Raw genomic sequence first — 14,793 nt, 5'->3', positions numbered from 1 at the left:
TGAATGGCTACTGCACGATAGAGTGCGGTAGCCATTGCTGTCTAAGGAAGGCATGATGACTTCAATTAACTGGGATGAACTAACAGATGTGGCACGCCGTGCCTTGGCCACCTCCTATGCTCCCTACTCCAAGTACCCGGTGGGTGCTGCTGCACTGACCGAGGACGGCCGCATCGTCTCTGGCGCCAATATCGAGAACGCTTCCTTGGGTATAACCCTCTGTGCCGAGTGTTCGCTGATCTCTGATTTATTTCGTACCGGCGGCGGTAAACTGATGGCCTTTGCCTGCGTGGACGGGGCAGGGGAGCCACTCATGCCCTGCGGACGTTGCCGTCAGTTGCTCTATGAACACAGTGCCGCAGGAATGATGATTAAGTCTGCCGGTGGAATCATGACCATCGAGCAGATGTTACCCGATGCCTTTGGCCCCGAACGGCTCTAAAACAGTAGACGGCTGCTTTAGACGGGCAGCCGCTAGCTTCAACTGGCATACTGGAAGATAGACAAGACACAAAGAGGTGGGACGAAATGGCCCTGTTGATGAGAGGACGCGCGTGAGTAACGAGGCTTTTGACGCTGTAGATGTCATCCGTACCAAGAGGGACGGCGGGCAGCTATCGAATGATCAGATTGACTGGGTCATTGATGCCTACACCCGAGGTGTAGTAGCTGATGAGCAGATGAGTGCCCTTGCCATGGCAATTTTCCTCAACGGCATGAGCCGGGCTGAAATAGCTCGGTGGACCGATGCCATGATTCGTTCGGGTGAGCGCATGGATTTCTCGTCCATCATTGGCCCGGGCAAGAAGATTGCTACCGCCGATAAACATTCCACCGGGGGTGTAGGCGATAAAATCACCCTACCTTTGGCCCCTTTGGTAGCCGTCTATGGGGTTGCGGTGCCGCAACTATCTGGCCGCGGGTTAGGCCATACCGGTGGAACCCTCGATAAGCTAGAGGCCATTCCTGGCTGGCAGGCTAGTATTTCCAACGAGCGAACCATCGATATTCTAGGTTCTATCGGTGCAGTTATTTCTGCCGCCGGCTCAGGGCTAGCGCCGGCTGATAAGAAGCTCTACGCACTAAGAGACACCACCAGCACCGTTGAAGCCATCCCGCTCATCGCCTCATCCATCATGAGCAAGAAAATTGCTGAAGGCACCGGGTCTCTGGTGCTCGATGTCAAGGTTGGTTCGGGTGCTTTTATGAAAGACATTCAGCAGGCCCGCGAACTAGCTGAGGTTATGGTGGGACTGGGGCATGACGCCGGGGTCACCACCAGTGCGCTGCTCACCAACATGGACACCCCGTTGGGCCTGACCGTAGGTAATGCCTGCGAGGTTGAAGAGTCGGTTGAGGTTCTCGCCGGTGGCGGCCCAGCGGATGTCGTTGAACTGACGCTTGAACTAGCGCGGGTGATGCTGAGGAACTCGGGCGTAGACGCCGACCCCGCCGAAGCTCTTAAAGACGGGCGCGCCATGGACAAGTGGCGTCAGATGATTTCAGCCCAGGGCGGTGACCCTGATGCTGCCCTGCCGGTGGCTCGTGAAACCCACGCTGTACTTGCTCCGCAGACCGGCACCCTGACCCGCTTGGACGCGCTCTCGGTGGGCGTGGCGTCCTGGCGTCTTGGGGCTGGCCGAGCCCGCAAGGAGGACGCTGTGCAGCTAGCTGCAGGTATCAAGCTTCACGCAAAACCCGGGGACACAGTGACTGAGGGGCAGCCCCTGATAACCCTCATGACCGACACCCCTGAACGGTTTGACCGTGCCCTGCAGTCTCTTGAGGATGCATGGGATATTAACGGCCAACTGTCAGAAACCTCCATCATCCTTGATCGTATTAACGCCTAGCGCGCCACTCCCTAGCCAGAAAAGAGAAGACAAGCCATGGGTCTCTTCAGCCGCAAAAAAGATCAGCAGCGGGCAGCTGTAACCGCACCTCGCGACGTTCTAGCTCCTGCCCTCATTGCACCTTCAAAAGAGTCTGCCCGTGCCCCCGAGCAACAGGCAGAAGTAGGCGGTGCATTGCGCGCTCTAGCACAGAAGATGCGCGCCACCGCTGATGGACAGATCACCCTCCACCTGGTTCAGCAGGGTAACGATATGAGCTACACCTTCTACCAGCGCGGCAACGAGCTAGAAAAAGGTAGCGTGCTACCCGGGGGCGACTGGTTTACTGAGGTTGCCGATCTCTACGTGGAAGAGGAAAAGGGCGAGCGCGGAGCCTTCACCCGTGCCCTCATTATGGTGAGCCCCGCTGCTGCCGAGGAGGAGCAGGTGCAGGCTTCTTTCATCAATTCGGAAAAGGGCAGCAGCCACAACCTGAACTACGCCCTAACTGCTGATAAGCCGGTAGCGTCTTCTGAGCAGGCTCAGGCTGAGCCGATTGAGACGGAACAGGGGTCACCCGAGGCAGAACACCTCGAGACAGCAAGCGCGGCGTCCGAACCTGCCCCTGAGGACGGCCCGACTGCAAGTAACCTGGGGGAGCGTGGATCGGCTACCTTAGCAGCATCGACCGAGGCAGAAGAGAGCGCAGATGAGCAGGCGAGCACTCAGAAGGCTCAGTTCCTGGCTCCCTCACCTACTTCTGATGCCACGATCGAGAGTGTATCTTCTGAAGACCCCAATGAGGACACCGCAGCTGAGGTGGAGGGTGCACCTGTGAGTCAAGAGACCGAGGTTCCCGCCCAGGTTACTGAAACTCCTGTCTCAGCTGAAACTGAAACTGTGAAGGAGGAGGACTATCAAGAACAGAGCCTTGAGCAGGACGCACAGCTCACGAAAACAGAGGGGTCTAAAGAGTTCACCGCTGCCTCTGAAACCGCTGCCTCTGAAACCGCTGGAGAACGTGCCGATACGGATGAGACCCTAGAGAACCCCGAGAATCATAACCCTGCTACCGATGGTCCTGCAGACTCAAATGATGGGGGAGAGAGCACAGCGGTAGCTCCCGTTCTACCCCTGGGTGGCCCCAGTAGCCTGCCCATCCACCTCGATGATGACGCTTTTGATACCCACGATGAGCAGACTGTGGTCGCTCCGGCGGCTGCCTCCCGCCCTGCCCTGGCATCGGCACCGCTTGATGCCCCCAGCGCGGGCGCTAATATGGACGTCGCTCCCTCATTTGCAGCCCAGAGCTACACCAAGCCCTCGGAAACCACCTTGGCTGAGGGCAACCTGGTGCTGACCGAAGCAGAGGTCGTCTCCCGCTTCGCACCTGCCTACGATGCTCTCTTTGGTGAAAACGGCACAGCGCTGGATGTTTCCACGGTGCTGATCCGGGTGCGCTCGCTGGGCTCCTACTACGATGCTCTAACTCACGTGCGCCGTAACGGCTTCTGGGAACAGGTGCGCACCTTTGACCTGGTACCCGAGGAAACCTTGGCTATCTTGCAGCTCAAGGCTGACTCCTACAAGGAGGGGAGCGGCTCACCCCTGGCCATCAATATCCGCTTTACCCCCGGTGTGCCCGCAGCAGTCAGTTTCGACTACACCGATGAGGAAGCCTTCATCAGCTACCCTGAGCGCCTGCCCGCCCAGCAGTATGTTGAAGAGCTACGCATGTTCCCCCGCACCGGCGCTAACATACCGGCGCATATGAACGACGCGCTGGCGTCCTGGACCTTCTAAAACCCACTGGAGTTTACCGCCCGGTCACTGCCTGCTAGCTGCCATCTGGTAGCTGATCATGCAGCGGCCGGGCGGTTTCTGTACACTGGCACCAAACCTATGACATCGAGGACAAAAGAGAAAATTGTGACGCAAGAACCTACCTGGATTCAAAAACTGCCCAAGATTAGCCTGCACGATCACCTGGACGGTGGGGTGCAGACAGAAACGTTGATTAAGCACGCTGCGGAGATTGGTCACGAACTACCTGCCACAGACCCCCAAGAGCTAGCCGCCTGGTTCCGTGAGGCAGCTGACTCCCGCTCACTAGAACACTACTTAGAAACCTTCGAACACACGGTGGCGGCCATGCAAACTGCCGAGCACCTGCGTAAGGTTGCCCGCGACCACGTGGTGACATTGGCAGCAGACGGCGTCATCTACGGGGAAGTACGCTGGGCACCGGAGCTTCACACCCGCCGCGGACTGAGCCTGCAAGAAGCGGTAGAGGCCGTTGCCGATGGGCTCATGGACGGTATGGAATACATCGGAACGCTGGGCGGCCGTATCCTGGTTAACCAAATTCTCTGCGCTATGCGCCAGAACGACCGGGCCCTCGAAATTGCCCAGCTTGCCGTGACTAACCGCCAGATGGGCATTGTCGGCTTTGACCTGGCAGGCCCAGAAGCAGGTTACCCCGCCAGCCTCTTCACCGAAGCCCTGGACTACGCCGCCGCCCACTTCATGCCCGTTACCCTGCACGCCGGTGAAGCCGATGGCTTAAAATCTATCCGCTCAGCCCTCGTCGACGGCCGCGCCCTCCGCCTCGGTCACGGCGTCCGCATTACCGAAGACATCACCGCCCGCACCGTTGCCGAGATTGACCCCGAGGGCACCCTCATGCCCGGCGCTGACCGCGACGCTACCGTACTGCAACTGGGCCCCGTGGCTGAATGGGTGAAGAACCAGCGCATCGTCTTAGAATGCTGCCCCTGCTCTAACCTGCAAACCGATGCCGCCCAGAAAATTGACCTGGTGGGCACCGGGGCCGCTTTCGACCCGGCACGCACCCACGAAGAGCACCCGCTGGCCCTGCTCTTCTCAGCCGGCTTCGCCGTCACTGTCAACCCTGATAACCGCCTGATGAGCTCCACCAGCATCACCCGAGAATTCGTTGAACTCTCCCGCAGCGCTGGCTTTGGCATACCCGAGTTCTTCGAAATGACGCTCAACGCAATCAACGGGGCCTTCTGCACCTTCGACGAAAAGCAGGCACTCATGCAAAGCGTGCAGAGTGCCTACGCCCAAATTTCCCAGGAACTCCAGCAGGCAGAACAGTCCCCAGCAGAGCAGGAGGGCTAGAATGACCCAGCTTGAGAATGCAGGCAGCCAATTCCAACGTCTGGTTACCATCATGGACACCCTACGCAGTCCTGGCGGCTGTCCCTGGGACGGCGAACAAACCCACGAATCCCTACTGCGTTATCTGATAGAAGAAGCCTACGAAGTGGTGGAAGCAATTGAGGCCCCCGCTGGAATCGACCGTGCCCTGCTGAAGGAAGAGCTGGGGGATGTGTTGTTGCAGGTGGTCTTCCACTCCCGTGTAGCCGAGGAAACCCCGGCAGAACAGGGTGGCTTTGACATCGTGCAGGTGCTCACCGCCCTCAACGACAAGCTTGAACGCCGCCACCCCCATGTCTTCGGTGATGAAGAAGCGGTCACAGGCGATGACGTGCTGACCCGCTGGGACGAACTCAAAAAGAAGGAAAAGCCCGAACGCACCGGCCCCCTGGACGGAATCCCACCTCACCTACCTGCCTTAGCCCTGGCCGAAAAAACCCTGTCTAAAGCCTCCAAAGCTGGGCTGCTCGACCCGGAGGAAATGGGTGCTGGCACCAGCTTTACCACCGAAGAGGAGCTGGGGGAGCACCTGCTCACCCTGGTCGCCGCCGCCAAAAGCCGGGGGCTGGACGCCGAACGCGCCCTGCGCTCAGCGACCCGCAAGCTCATCGACCAACACAGCTAGAGTCAAGGCCGCTTGGTGTGCCCGTCCTTGCGTTCTATTCCGTGTGGAATGTGGGTAACCGTGGGTAAAGAGCCACTAAACCCTCTGCTATTTGCCGACATATTAGTGGGAATTAGTGAATTTTTGTTTGCTTATGTGGGTTTTTTGGTAGACTGAAGGCATAACCGTGCTTCGGAGCTCACCGCCCGCCGGTGGGGCTCGAAGCGCAGATTAGCCATTTTCATTTCTATCCTTCAAGGAGCATATTCATGGCTTTGATTACCGCAGTTCACGCTCGTCAGATTCTTGACTCACGCGGCAACCCCACCGTTGAGGTTGAGGTTCTGCTCGAAGACGGCGCTTTTGGCCGCGCAGCAGTTCCCTCAGGCGCATCCACCGGTGAGTGGGAAGCAGTAGAGCGTCGCGATGACGATAAAGCTGTTTACCTGGGCAAGGGCGTTCTCGGTGCTGTTTCTGCAGTAATCGATGAAATCTCCGAAGAAGTTATCGGTATCGACGCTTCAGATCAGCGTGCTGTTGACGCAGCCATGATTGCTCTTGACGGTACTGACAACAAGGGTAAGCTGGGCGCTAACGCTATCCTGGGCCTGTCCATGGCCGTCGCTAAGGCAGCTGCTGAGTCAGCTGACCTGCCCCTTTACAAGTACCTGGGTGGCCCCAACGCTCACGTCCTGCCCGTTCCCATGATGAACATCCTCAACGGTGGCTCACACGCTGACTCCAACGTTGATATCCAGGAGTTCATGATTGCTCCCATCGGTTTCGACACCTTCTCAGCTGCTCTGCAGGCTGGCGTTGAGGTCTACCACGCGCTGAAGAGTGTTCTGCACTCACGCGAACTCTCCACCGGTCTGGGTGACGAGGGTGGCTTCGCGCCCAACCTGGATTCGAACGCTGCTGCGCTTGACCTGATCATTGAAGCTATCGAGAAGGCTGGCTACAAGCCTGGCGAGGAAATCGCACTGGCTCTGGATGTTGCTTCCTCCGAGTTCTACAACGATGGCGCCTACGACTTTGAGGGTCAGAAGCGTTCAGCTGAAGAGATGTCACAGTACTACGCTGACCTGGTCGCTAAGTACCCCCTCGTGTCCATCGAGGATCCCCTGGACGAGAACGACTGGGACGGCTATAAGACCCTGACCGAAATGATCGGCGACAAGGTCCAGATCGTTGGTGACGACCTCTTCGTGACCAACCCCGAGCGTCTGGGCAAGGGCATCGCTGAAGGCGCTGCTAACGCACTGCTGGTCAAGGTAAACCAGATTGGTTCACTGACCGAAACCTTCGACGCTATGAGCCTGGCTCAGCGCAATGAATACCGTTGCATGGTTTCACACCGTTCAGGTGAGACCGAAGACGTCACCATCGCTGACCTGGCTGTTGCTACCAACGCTGGCCAGATCAAGACCGGTGCTCCCGCCCGCTCCGAGCGCGTTGCTAAGTACAACCAGCTTCTGCGCATCGAAGAAGAACTGGGCGAGCAGGCTGTTTATGCGGGCAAGGGTGCTTTCCCCCGCTTCGCTAAGTAGTCTTTAGCTTAAATACAAAGCCGGCAGGCGGGTTTGCCCGTCTACCGGCTTTTGTATGCCCACCGGCCTATCGGCAAAAGACGGTAGACTGGTGAGGCACAGATCAGCGACGAGGGGAGCGGCAGAACATGGCAGGTCAAAAGAAACAACCCGGGCGTAACCCAATTGCTGCCTTTTTTGGTTTTGGTCTCTCGCATCCAGGCGTCCAGCCGCAGAAGAATAAGAAGAAACCCACCCCATCCAGAGCAATTTCTAGCCCTTCCGGTGACACTGACACGCAAGTTCCCGTTGCAGCTCATTCTTTCTCTGGTCACTTCATTACTGTTGCGATCATCATCGCTATCATTGCCGTCTCTATTTACGGCCCTCTGAGCTCCTTCCTCAAGCAACAAGATGAGATTAACGACGCCAAAGAGACTATCGCCGCACTTGAAGCTGAGCAGGACGCTTTAGAGGCGCAGGTCAGCTGGTGGGAGGACGATAACTACGTCAAACAGCAGGCACGCAGCCGCCTCTTTTACGTTGAGCCCGGTCAGACACCCTACCTGGTGGTAGGCCTAGATGACACCTCAGCGTTAGTCGATGACACCAGCGCCGCAGCGAAAATGGCCCCGGAAGACCCATGGACCACCAAGTTGTGGGGCTCTTTCCAGTTAGCTTCTGGGCAGGACGCCCCAGCGGCGGGCGCCGGCTCTGGGGCAGAAGAAACTGAGTCTTCTGACGCGCCTAGCCCTGACCGTAGCGTTACCCCTAGCGTTACCCCTAGCGAGTGACCCCTGCTTAAGGTCGGTGGGTGTCACCGCGTACACTTATAGCTAATCCCCCGTTCAACCATGATGATAAAGGATCCCATGACCACTCACTTACCTCACGGCTTCGGCGTCACCGCTGAAACCCTTGCCCCCACTGAACTCGATATTCAGGTTCTCTCGGCACAACTGGGGAGAAAAGTTCGTGACGTGGCCGAGATTCCTGCTCGTTGTGTCTGCGGTAACCCGCTGGTGGCTGCTACCGCCCCGCGTCTGTCGAACGGAACTCCTTTCCCCACCGTCTTTTACCTGGCACACCCTGTTATCACTGCAGCAGCGTCTCGCCTCGAAGCAGAAGGTGCAATGTACGCCATGACCGACGAGATCGCCGCTGATGAAGCAATGGCTGAAGCTTATCGCGCTGCCCACGAGAACTACCTGGCTGAGCGTGAGCGCATCCGCGTGGCAACCAACACCGGTGAGGTACCAGAAATTGAGGGCATCTCAGCCGGTGGCATGCCTACCCGCGTTAAGTGCCTGCACGCGGTGCTGGGCCATACCTTGTCGGTGGGGCGCGGCATCAACCCCTACGGGGATCGCACCCTGGATATGATTTCTGAGTGGTGGACTCCCGAGGTTTGCCACTGCGACCCTGCCTGGCGTGCTGACGCCGTTACAGAAGCTTAAGGGGTAGAAGATGCGCGTAGGTGCTATCGACTGCGGGACCAACTCAATCCGCCTGCTCATCGCTGACATGGAAGAGGGCGCAGACGGTGCTGTCCACTTATCAGAGGTGGTGCGCCGCATGAAGATTGTGCGCCTAGGAAAGGGCGTGGACGCCACCGGGTGGCTGGCCAAAGAATCTTTAGAGCGCACTTTTGAAGCAGCCCGTGAATACGCAGGTTTGCTGAAGGAACACGGTGCGCAGAAAGTTCGCTTTGTGGCTACCAGTGCCACCCGCGATGCCGGTAACCGCCACATTTTCACGAACGGTATCCAAGAGATTCTGGGGGTTGAACCCGAGATTATTTCTGGCACCGAAGAGGCCGCGCTGTCCTTTGCTGGCGCCCTATCATCGGTGGGTAATACCGAGCAGATGACGCTGGTGATCGATCTAGGCGGCGGCTCTACCGAGTTCGTCCTCGGCGACAAGGACGGGGTAGTGGCCTCGCAGTCGGTCAATATCGGCTGTGTGCGCATGACCGAGCGTCATGTTAGTTCTAACCCTCCGAGTGTGGATCAGATTGCCCGCGTCATTGCAGATACTGACCGGGCTATCGGGGGTGCATCTGCTGAGGTTGACTTCTCTGTGGCTGAACGTCTGGTGGGGGTCGCTGGTACGGTCACTACGGTCACTGCGCATGCTCTGGGTCTCGACTCCTATGACCCGCAAGCTATTGACCGCACCGAACTGTCCATCAAAGATATTTCAAAGGCGGCAGCTGATTTGGTGGCTATGACCACCGAAGAACGCGCTGAACTGGGCTTTATGCACGAGGGCCGCGTTGACGTTATTGGCGCCGGCTCAATTGTCTGGGCTCGCATTATCGAGCGTATTTCGAAGATGACCGAGGGGCGGGTTTCTACCGCTATTGCATCTGAAAAAGATATTCTAGACGGCATTGCCCTCTCATTAGCTCGGTAGGGCTTTGCCCCCCCAACACCGATTACCTCTCAGCAAACTACGGTAAGGAGTGTGCTTCCATGGCTCGGTTCAGCCTTCGCCAGGTTCTAGCGCTTGTTGCTAGTGCTCTGCTGATGACCACTGGCTTTGGCGCCGCCCATGCTACTGAACCCAGTGCGTCCCCCAGCGGAGGAACCAGCTCTCGCGCCCCCAGCCCGTCGCACCTGCCCTCCGTTCCTACTATCGATACCCCGCGAGGTGACTCCATTCGGGCTAGGCAGTACTGGCTGATGCAGTACGGGTTCGCAGATCTCTGGAAGGAAGCCACCGGTCAGGGAGTAACCGTCGCGGTCATTGATACCGGAGTCGACGGCAACCATCAAGATCTCAAGGGCAATGTCATTGACGGATTTGACGCTTCGGGCAATGGCTCCGGTCAGGGCTGGAAGGGCCTGGGCGTCGAGCCGGAGCACGGCACCCTGGTTGCTTCTGTCATTGCCGGGCATGGACACTCCGATGGGGGCACTCCGGCTAACCCAGGAGAACCCGGGGATGGCCCTGCAGGCATGATAGGTGTAGCGCCAGAAGCTACCATCTTGCCGATTTCCTTAGAGCTGGGCACCGTGGGTAGCTCTACTAAGTCCGTGGATGAGCAGATTCCCGCTGCCGTCCGCTATGCTGTGGACGCTGGCGCGGACATCATCAACCTCTCGGTGGGTTCAGACAGCACCTCTTGGCCCGAGAGCTGGGATTCTGCCTTCACCTATGCCGAAGAAAAAGGTGTCATTATCATCGCCTCAGCCGGCAATAGGGGAGCTGGGCTTACCCAGGTGGGTGCTCCCGCTACCATGCCCGGTGTTCTTACCGTAGGTGGGGTAGACAAGAGTAAGAAGGATTCCTGGTCCTCGTCCTCTCAGGGTATTTCTATCGCCGTCTCAGCCCCGAGTGAGTCCATGGTGGGCGCGATCCCCAATAACAAGTACGCTACCTGGAGCGGCACTAGCGCGGCTGCACCTACGGTTTCTGGCCTAGCCGCTCTCATCATGGAAAAGTACCCCGACCTCACCGGTAACCAGGTCATTGAGCGTATTATCTCCAGCACTGATGACGCGGGGGAGAGCGGGCGCGACGCTTTCTACGGTTTCGGGGTGATCAACCCGCAACGGGCGCTAGATCCCGATACACCCGATTCAGCTGAGTCTAATCCCCTGGGATCGATGAAAGAGTGGGTTTCGGTGCACCGTAAACACACCGGCACAGCAAGCCCCACTTCCAGTCCCACTGCTGCCCCAGTGCATGAAGAGGGAGAGACCATCGAGGCAGTTGCTGCCCCTCAGCCCGTGCGTCCAGCTGAAGATTCGGGCATCCTGCCCTTCATCGTGCTGACGGCCTTCGGTTTTTGGATTGTGGTGATTACAGCCGGTAGCTTGCGCCGTCTGGACTCACTGACCCGCCGCGCAAGCCGCCGCTGATAAAACCAGTCAATCAGACTCTCACCCGGCACTTTGCCCCCACCTTTCTGGTGACTCTGGTCTAGCCGCCTAGAAATTGAAAAACGTGAGAAAATAGACCCGAACCAAACCGTAAGACCTTTCCCTCAAACCGTGCTTAAAGGCGCCAAAAGTGGCAAGATAAGCATGGAGACTTTTTGCCGTACACCGGCAAACAACCAACAGGAAGTAGCAAACTCAATGGCTTTCAATAAGATTGCACAGGACCGCCCTCGCGTTCTCATCGTCGGTGGCGGCTACGTCGGCTTCACCGTCGCTCAGAAGATTCAGAAGGTTATCAAGGAATCCGGTGGCGTTGTCACCGTTGTAGACCCCAACCCCTACATGACCTACCAGCCCTTCCTTCCCGAAGTAGCTGCTGGTTCCATGGAAGGCCGTAACGCAACCGTTCCCCTGCGTCAGCATCTGCGCGATTCCGAAATCATTGGCGGCCGCGTTGTAGCTATCAACCACGCCACCAAGACCGCCACCATTGAACCCATCAACGCTGGCGAGAACTTTGAACTGACCTACGATGAAATCGTCATCGGTGCAGGTTCAGTAACCCGTGCCTTCCCCATCCCCGGTCTGGCAGAAGTTGCCATCGGTATGAAGACCATTGAAGAAGCTGTTTCTGTTCGTAACTGGGTACTGGAACGCATCGAAGTTGCTTCTCTTGAAATTGATGAGGACGCCCGCCGTCGCGCCCTGACTTTCGTGATCGTTGGTGGCGGTTTCGCTGGTGTTGAGACCATCTCAGAACTCGAAGATATGGCTCGCGAAGCTGTTAACCGTAATGAGCGCTTGCGCGTTTCTGACATCCGCTTCGTGATGGTTGAAGCGGCCCCCCGCATCATGCCCGAGGTCCCCGCAGACCGTGCTGAGAAGGTTGTTGCTGAACTGCGCGGCCGCGGCATCGAAGTTCTGCTCAACACTTCGCTATCAGATGCAACCGACGGTCACCTGCAGCTCATCAACATGGGCGATAAGTCACCTGCCGGTGAACTGGACACCGACACCCTCATCTGGACTGCAGGTGTCGCAGCCTCTCCCATGCTGAAGAACACTGATTTCCCCATCGATGAGCGCGGTCGTGTGCGTGTAGGCGCTGACCTTCGCATCACCGGCGACGAGGGTGTTATCGAAGGCGCTTGGGCTGCAGGCGATAACGCTGCTGTTCCCGACCTCACCGGTGGCGGCGTGGGTGGCTTCTGCGTACCCAACGCTCAGCACGCCTCCCGCCAGGCAGTTAAGCTGGCTGAAAACCTGCTGGCTAATCGCCGCGGTGAGTCACTGACCGACTACTACCACGAGACCATCGGCGTTGTTGCTGGTCTGGGTCTGTGGAAGGGCGTTGCTAACTTTAAGGGCAAGACCATCGGCGGCCCCCTGGCTTGGATCATGCACCGCGGCTACCACGGTACTGCAATCCCCACCACCGAGCGCACCGCACGCGTCATGGCAACTTGGGCTCTCAACCAGATCTTCGGTCGAGACACCTCCTCAATCCGCCACCAGCGTTCACCTCGCCGCGCTTTCCAGGAAGCAACCGGTACCGCACCTGAAAAAGAGAAGGCACGTCTTTAACCTTTTTCTGGTATAAATAATGGGTGCCCGCATTGTGCGTGCGGGCCCTGTGCGCCCCTATAGCCCAATTGGCAGAGGCAGAGGACTTAAAATCCTTGTGTTCTGGGTTCGAGTCCCAGTAGGGGCACCACACTGAGACCCGGTGCTAGTAGCATCGGGTCTTTTGCATAGCAAGAATCTTTTACCCTTTTCGTATGTAACTGAAAGCCCAGCATGACTAGCCCACGCCTTTTTGCCGTAGACCTTGACGGAACTCTTCTCACCGATACTAAAACGTATAACCATGAGCAATTGGACCGCGTTCTTGAGCTGATGGCTGCGGAGGGGTCGCACTTGGTGATTGCCACTGGAAACCAAATGCCCAAGGTTGATGAGTACCTGGCAGGGCACGAGCATCACGCCAACTTGCACTACATCGCCGAAAACGGTGCCATCATCCACAACCAGGGTAGAGATTTGGCCCTCTGGGGTTTTAGCCCTCAACTGGTGCATGACACCCTGGAGGCTTTGCAGCAACACCTCGAGCTAGGCATTATTGTTTCTTGCCGTCACCATTCGTATATCCCAGCAGACCGCCTTGACACCATTTCGGCAATCGTTCACTCGTACCTCTCTGCTACTGGAATGGAAATACCCGGTTATGATCCCGCTGACCCTCTCACCGTGATTCGTCCCTTCTACCCCAACGTTGAGGCAATTGACGATGTACAAGCTATTAAGGACACCGTAGTTAAGGTTGCCCTCAACACCGATTCTTCTGCTGATGTTTATGAGACGATGAGTATGCTGCATCAGACCCTGCCTGAGGGCGTTACTCCTACCTCATCTGGTTTTGGGGCGATTGACCTGATTCTTACCGGCAATCATAAAGGCCGTGGTCTGGCATGGCTAGCTAATCATTTGAGCATTCCACAGAGCCAAACCATAGCTTATGGGGACTCAGGGAATGACCTTGAAATGTTCCAGTACGCCGCCACCGCCATCGCTATGGAAGAAAGTGATCCACGTCTTCTACCTGAAGCAGATTTTAGTATTGGTAGCAACCAAGACGGCGCGGTGCTAGATCATATCGAAGCGACGCTTACTGCCCCTTAGCCTGAAAATTGCCTGGGGAGTGTATAGCCCAGAGAAAAATACCCAGCAAAGAAGCATACTTTTCGGTAGGCTAACAAGTAACGTTTCCACGACTACTATTAGGAGAACTCAGCCGTGGCAGGTAACCCACTTCTCAACAGCATGACTAAGCCAAAGGGTGATCCCCGCTTTGGTCAGTTCGGTGCTGGCGGCACCTCAGCCGCTTACCCCTACGGTCAGCAGACCTACGGTAACTACCAGCAGCCTCAATATGGGCAGAACCCTTACGGTCAGCAGCAGTACGCTCAACCGACTGCAGAAGAGCTGAACCAGATGTACGGTGCTGGTACCGCAGGGCCCGCAGATACCAACCGTTTGACCATTAACGATGTCATCGTCAAGACCGGTCTCAACCTCGGTATTGTTGTGCTGGGCGCGGTCATTGGGTGGGCATTCCCTGCTCTGATGTTTGTTGGCATGATTGCCGGACTGGCACTGGGCATTACCAACGCAGTGAAGAAAAAGGTCTCACCTGCTCTGGTTATGGCCTACTCCTTTGCGCAGGGCCTGCTCGTAGGCGGTATCTCTGGTCTCTTCGAAACCATGTACCCCGGTATCGTGGTCCAGGCTGTTCTAGCAACCCTCATTGTCTTTGCCACGGTGCTGACTCTTTACTCTTCAGGCAAAATTCGTGCCACTGCTAAGCTGACCCGCTTCTTCATGATTGCGACGATCTCTTACCTAGTTTTCGCTCTCATTAATCTGGGCTCAGCACTCTTCTTTGGTTTCGATATGCGTAGCGACATCACCATCATGGGTATCCCCCTGGGTCTCATCATCGGTCTCTTCGCCGTGCTACTGGCGACCTACTCGCTGCTGCTTGACTTTACCAACGTCAGTGAAGCAGTGAAGATGGGTCAGCCTGAGCGCGAATCCTGGCGTCTTGCCTTCGGTCTGATCGTCACCCTCGTGTGGCTCTACATCGAGATTCTGCGCGTCGTTTACTTCGTGCGATCCATGGCAGATAACTAAACCATAATTCAGTACCAGAAGGGGGAGGGAGAAGCGTTGAGCATCCCTCCCCCTTCTCGCGTACAAGT

At 57.1% G+C, this 14,793-nt stretch carries 13 protein-coding genes and 1 tRNA gene; all 14 read left to right on the top strand.

Features of this window, described 5'->3' with window-relative positions; all coding sequences use genetic code 11:
* The first annotated feature begins 55 nt into the window (after window positions 1-55).
* Complete coding sequence (locus ABD982_RS08025) at window positions 56-442, top strand: cytidine deaminase (protein WP_251380873.1); 387 nt, start codon at window positions 56-58, stop codon at window positions 440-442.
* 112 nt (window positions 443-554) lie between these two features.
* Window positions 555-1,853, top strand: coding sequence for a thymidine phosphorylase (locus ABD982_RS08020; RefSeq protein WP_345446271.1), 1,299 nt, complete (start codon window positions 555-557; stop codon window positions 1,851-1,853).
* A gap of 36 nt (window positions 1,854-1,889) precedes the next feature.
* Window positions 1,890-3,635: a prolipoprotein diacylglyceryl transferase gene (locus ABD982_RS08015; protein ID WP_345446269.1), complete on the top strand. Its 1,746-nt coding sequence runs from the start codon at window positions 1,890-1,892 to the stop codon at window positions 3,633-3,635.
* Window positions 3,636-3,761: 126 nt separating this feature from the next.
* Window positions 3,762-4,976: an adenosine deaminase gene (locus tag ABD982_RS08010; RefSeq protein ID WP_345446268.1), complete on the top strand. Its 1,215-nt coding sequence runs from the start codon at window positions 3,762-3,764 to the stop codon at window positions 4,974-4,976.
* 1 nt (window position 4,977) lies between these two features.
* On the top strand, window positions 4,978-5,640 hold the full coding sequence (mazG, locus tag ABD982_RS08005; RefSeq protein ID WP_345446267.1) for a nucleoside triphosphate pyrophosphohydrolase: 663 nt from the start codon (window positions 4,978-4,980) through the stop codon (window positions 5,638-5,640).
* 248 nt (window positions 5,641-5,888) lie between these two features.
* Window positions 5,889-7,169, top strand: coding sequence for a phosphopyruvate hydratase (gene eno / locus ABD982_RS08000; protein ID WP_251380644.1), 1,281 nt, complete (start codon window positions 5,889-5,891; stop codon window positions 7,167-7,169).
* Between the two features lie 128 nt (window positions 7,170-7,297).
* Complete coding sequence (locus tag ABD982_RS07995; protein ID WP_345446265.1) at window positions 7,298-7,942, top strand: FtsB family cell division protein; 645 nt, start codon at window positions 7,298-7,300, stop codon at window positions 7,940-7,942.
* A gap of 78 nt (window positions 7,943-8,020) precedes the next feature.
* A complete protein-coding gene (locus ABD982_RS07990) occupies window positions 8,021-8,605 on the top strand; it encodes a DUF501 domain-containing protein (RefSeq protein ID WP_251380646.1) in 585 nt (194 codons plus the stop codon).
* A 10-nt stretch (window positions 8,606-8,615) separates the two neighbouring features.
* Entirely contained in the window at window positions 8,616-9,563 is a 948-nt protein-coding gene (locus ABD982_RS07985) for a Ppx/GppA phosphatase family protein (protein WP_345446262.1), read from the top strand.
* 59 nt (window positions 9,564-9,622) lie between these two features.
* Complete coding sequence (locus tag ABD982_RS07980) at window positions 9,623-11,014, top strand: S8 family peptidase (protein WP_345446260.1); 1,392 nt, start codon at window positions 9,623-9,625, stop codon at window positions 11,012-11,014.
* Window positions 11,015-11,233: 219 nt separating this feature from the next.
* Window positions 11,234-12,619 (top strand): NAD(P)/FAD-dependent oxidoreductase, encoded by a 1,386-nt coding sequence (locus ABD982_RS07975; RefSeq protein ID WP_251380649.1) that lies wholly within the window; start codon window positions 11,234-11,236, stop codon window positions 12,617-12,619.
* A 53-nt stretch (window positions 12,620-12,672) separates the two neighbouring features.
* Window positions 12,673-12,749, top strand: a tRNA-Leu gene (locus tag ABD982_RS07970).
* A gap of 83 nt (window positions 12,750-12,832) precedes the next feature.
* A complete protein-coding gene (locus tag ABD982_RS07965; protein WP_345446257.1) occupies window positions 12,833-13,714 on the top strand; it encodes an HAD hydrolase family protein in 882 nt (293 codons plus the stop codon).
* Window positions 13,715-13,855: 141 nt separating this feature from the next.
* A complete protein-coding gene (locus tag ABD982_RS07960) occupies window positions 13,856-14,725 on the top strand; it encodes a Bax inhibitor-1/YccA family protein (protein WP_345446255.1) in 870 nt (289 codons plus the stop codon).
* The last annotated feature ends 68 nt before the right edge of the window (window positions 14,726-14,793 follow it).

The organism is Rothia endophytica, from assembly GCF_039543885.1.
In the GTDB taxonomy this organism is placed as follows: Bacteria; Actinomycetota; Actinomycetes; order Actinomycetales; family Micrococcaceae; genus Rothia; species Rothia endophytica.
Note: the sequence above shows the minus strand (reverse complement) of the source record. Positions and strands in the feature narration are given on the sequence as shown.

Coding starts and splice junctions, on each gene's coding strand:
- ABD982_RS08025 (WP_251380873.1), top strand. CDS start 56: ATGACTTCAATTAACTGGGATGAACTAACAGATGTGGCACGCCGTGCC.
- ABD982_RS08015 (WP_345446269.1), top strand. CDS start 1,890: ATGGGTCTCTTCAGCCGCAAAAAAGATCAGCAGCGGGCAGCTGTAACC.
- mazG (WP_345446267.1), top strand. CDS start 4,978: ATGACCCAGCTTGAGAATGCAGGCAGCCAATTCCAACGTCTGGTTACC.
- eno (WP_251380644.1), top strand. CDS start 5,889: ATGGCTTTGATTACCGCAGTTCACGCTCGTCAGATTCTTGACTCACGC.
- ABD982_RS07995 (WP_345446265.1), top strand. CDS start 7,298: ATGGCAGGTCAAAAGAAACAACCCGGGCGTAACCCAATTGCTGCCTTT.
- ABD982_RS07990 (WP_251380646.1), top strand. CDS start 8,021: ATGACCACTCACTTACCTCACGGCTTCGGCGTCACCGCTGAAACCCTT.
- ABD982_RS07985 (WP_345446262.1), top strand. CDS start 8,616: ATGCGCGTAGGTGCTATCGACTGCGGGACCAACTCAATCCGCCTGCTC.
- ABD982_RS07980 (WP_345446260.1), top strand. CDS start 9,623: ATGGCTCGGTTCAGCCTTCGCCAGGTTCTAGCGCTTGTTGCTAGTGCT.
- ABD982_RS07975 (WP_251380649.1), top strand. CDS start 11,234: ATGGCTTTCAATAAGATTGCACAGGACCGCCCTCGCGTTCTCATCGTC.
- ABD982_RS07965 (WP_345446257.1), top strand. CDS start 12,833: ATGACTAGCCCACGCCTTTTTGCCGTAGACCTTGACGGAACTCTTCTC.
- ABD982_RS07960 (WP_345446255.1), top strand. CDS start 13,856: ATGACTAAGCCAAAGGGTGATCCCCGCTTTGGTCAGTTCGGTGCTGGC.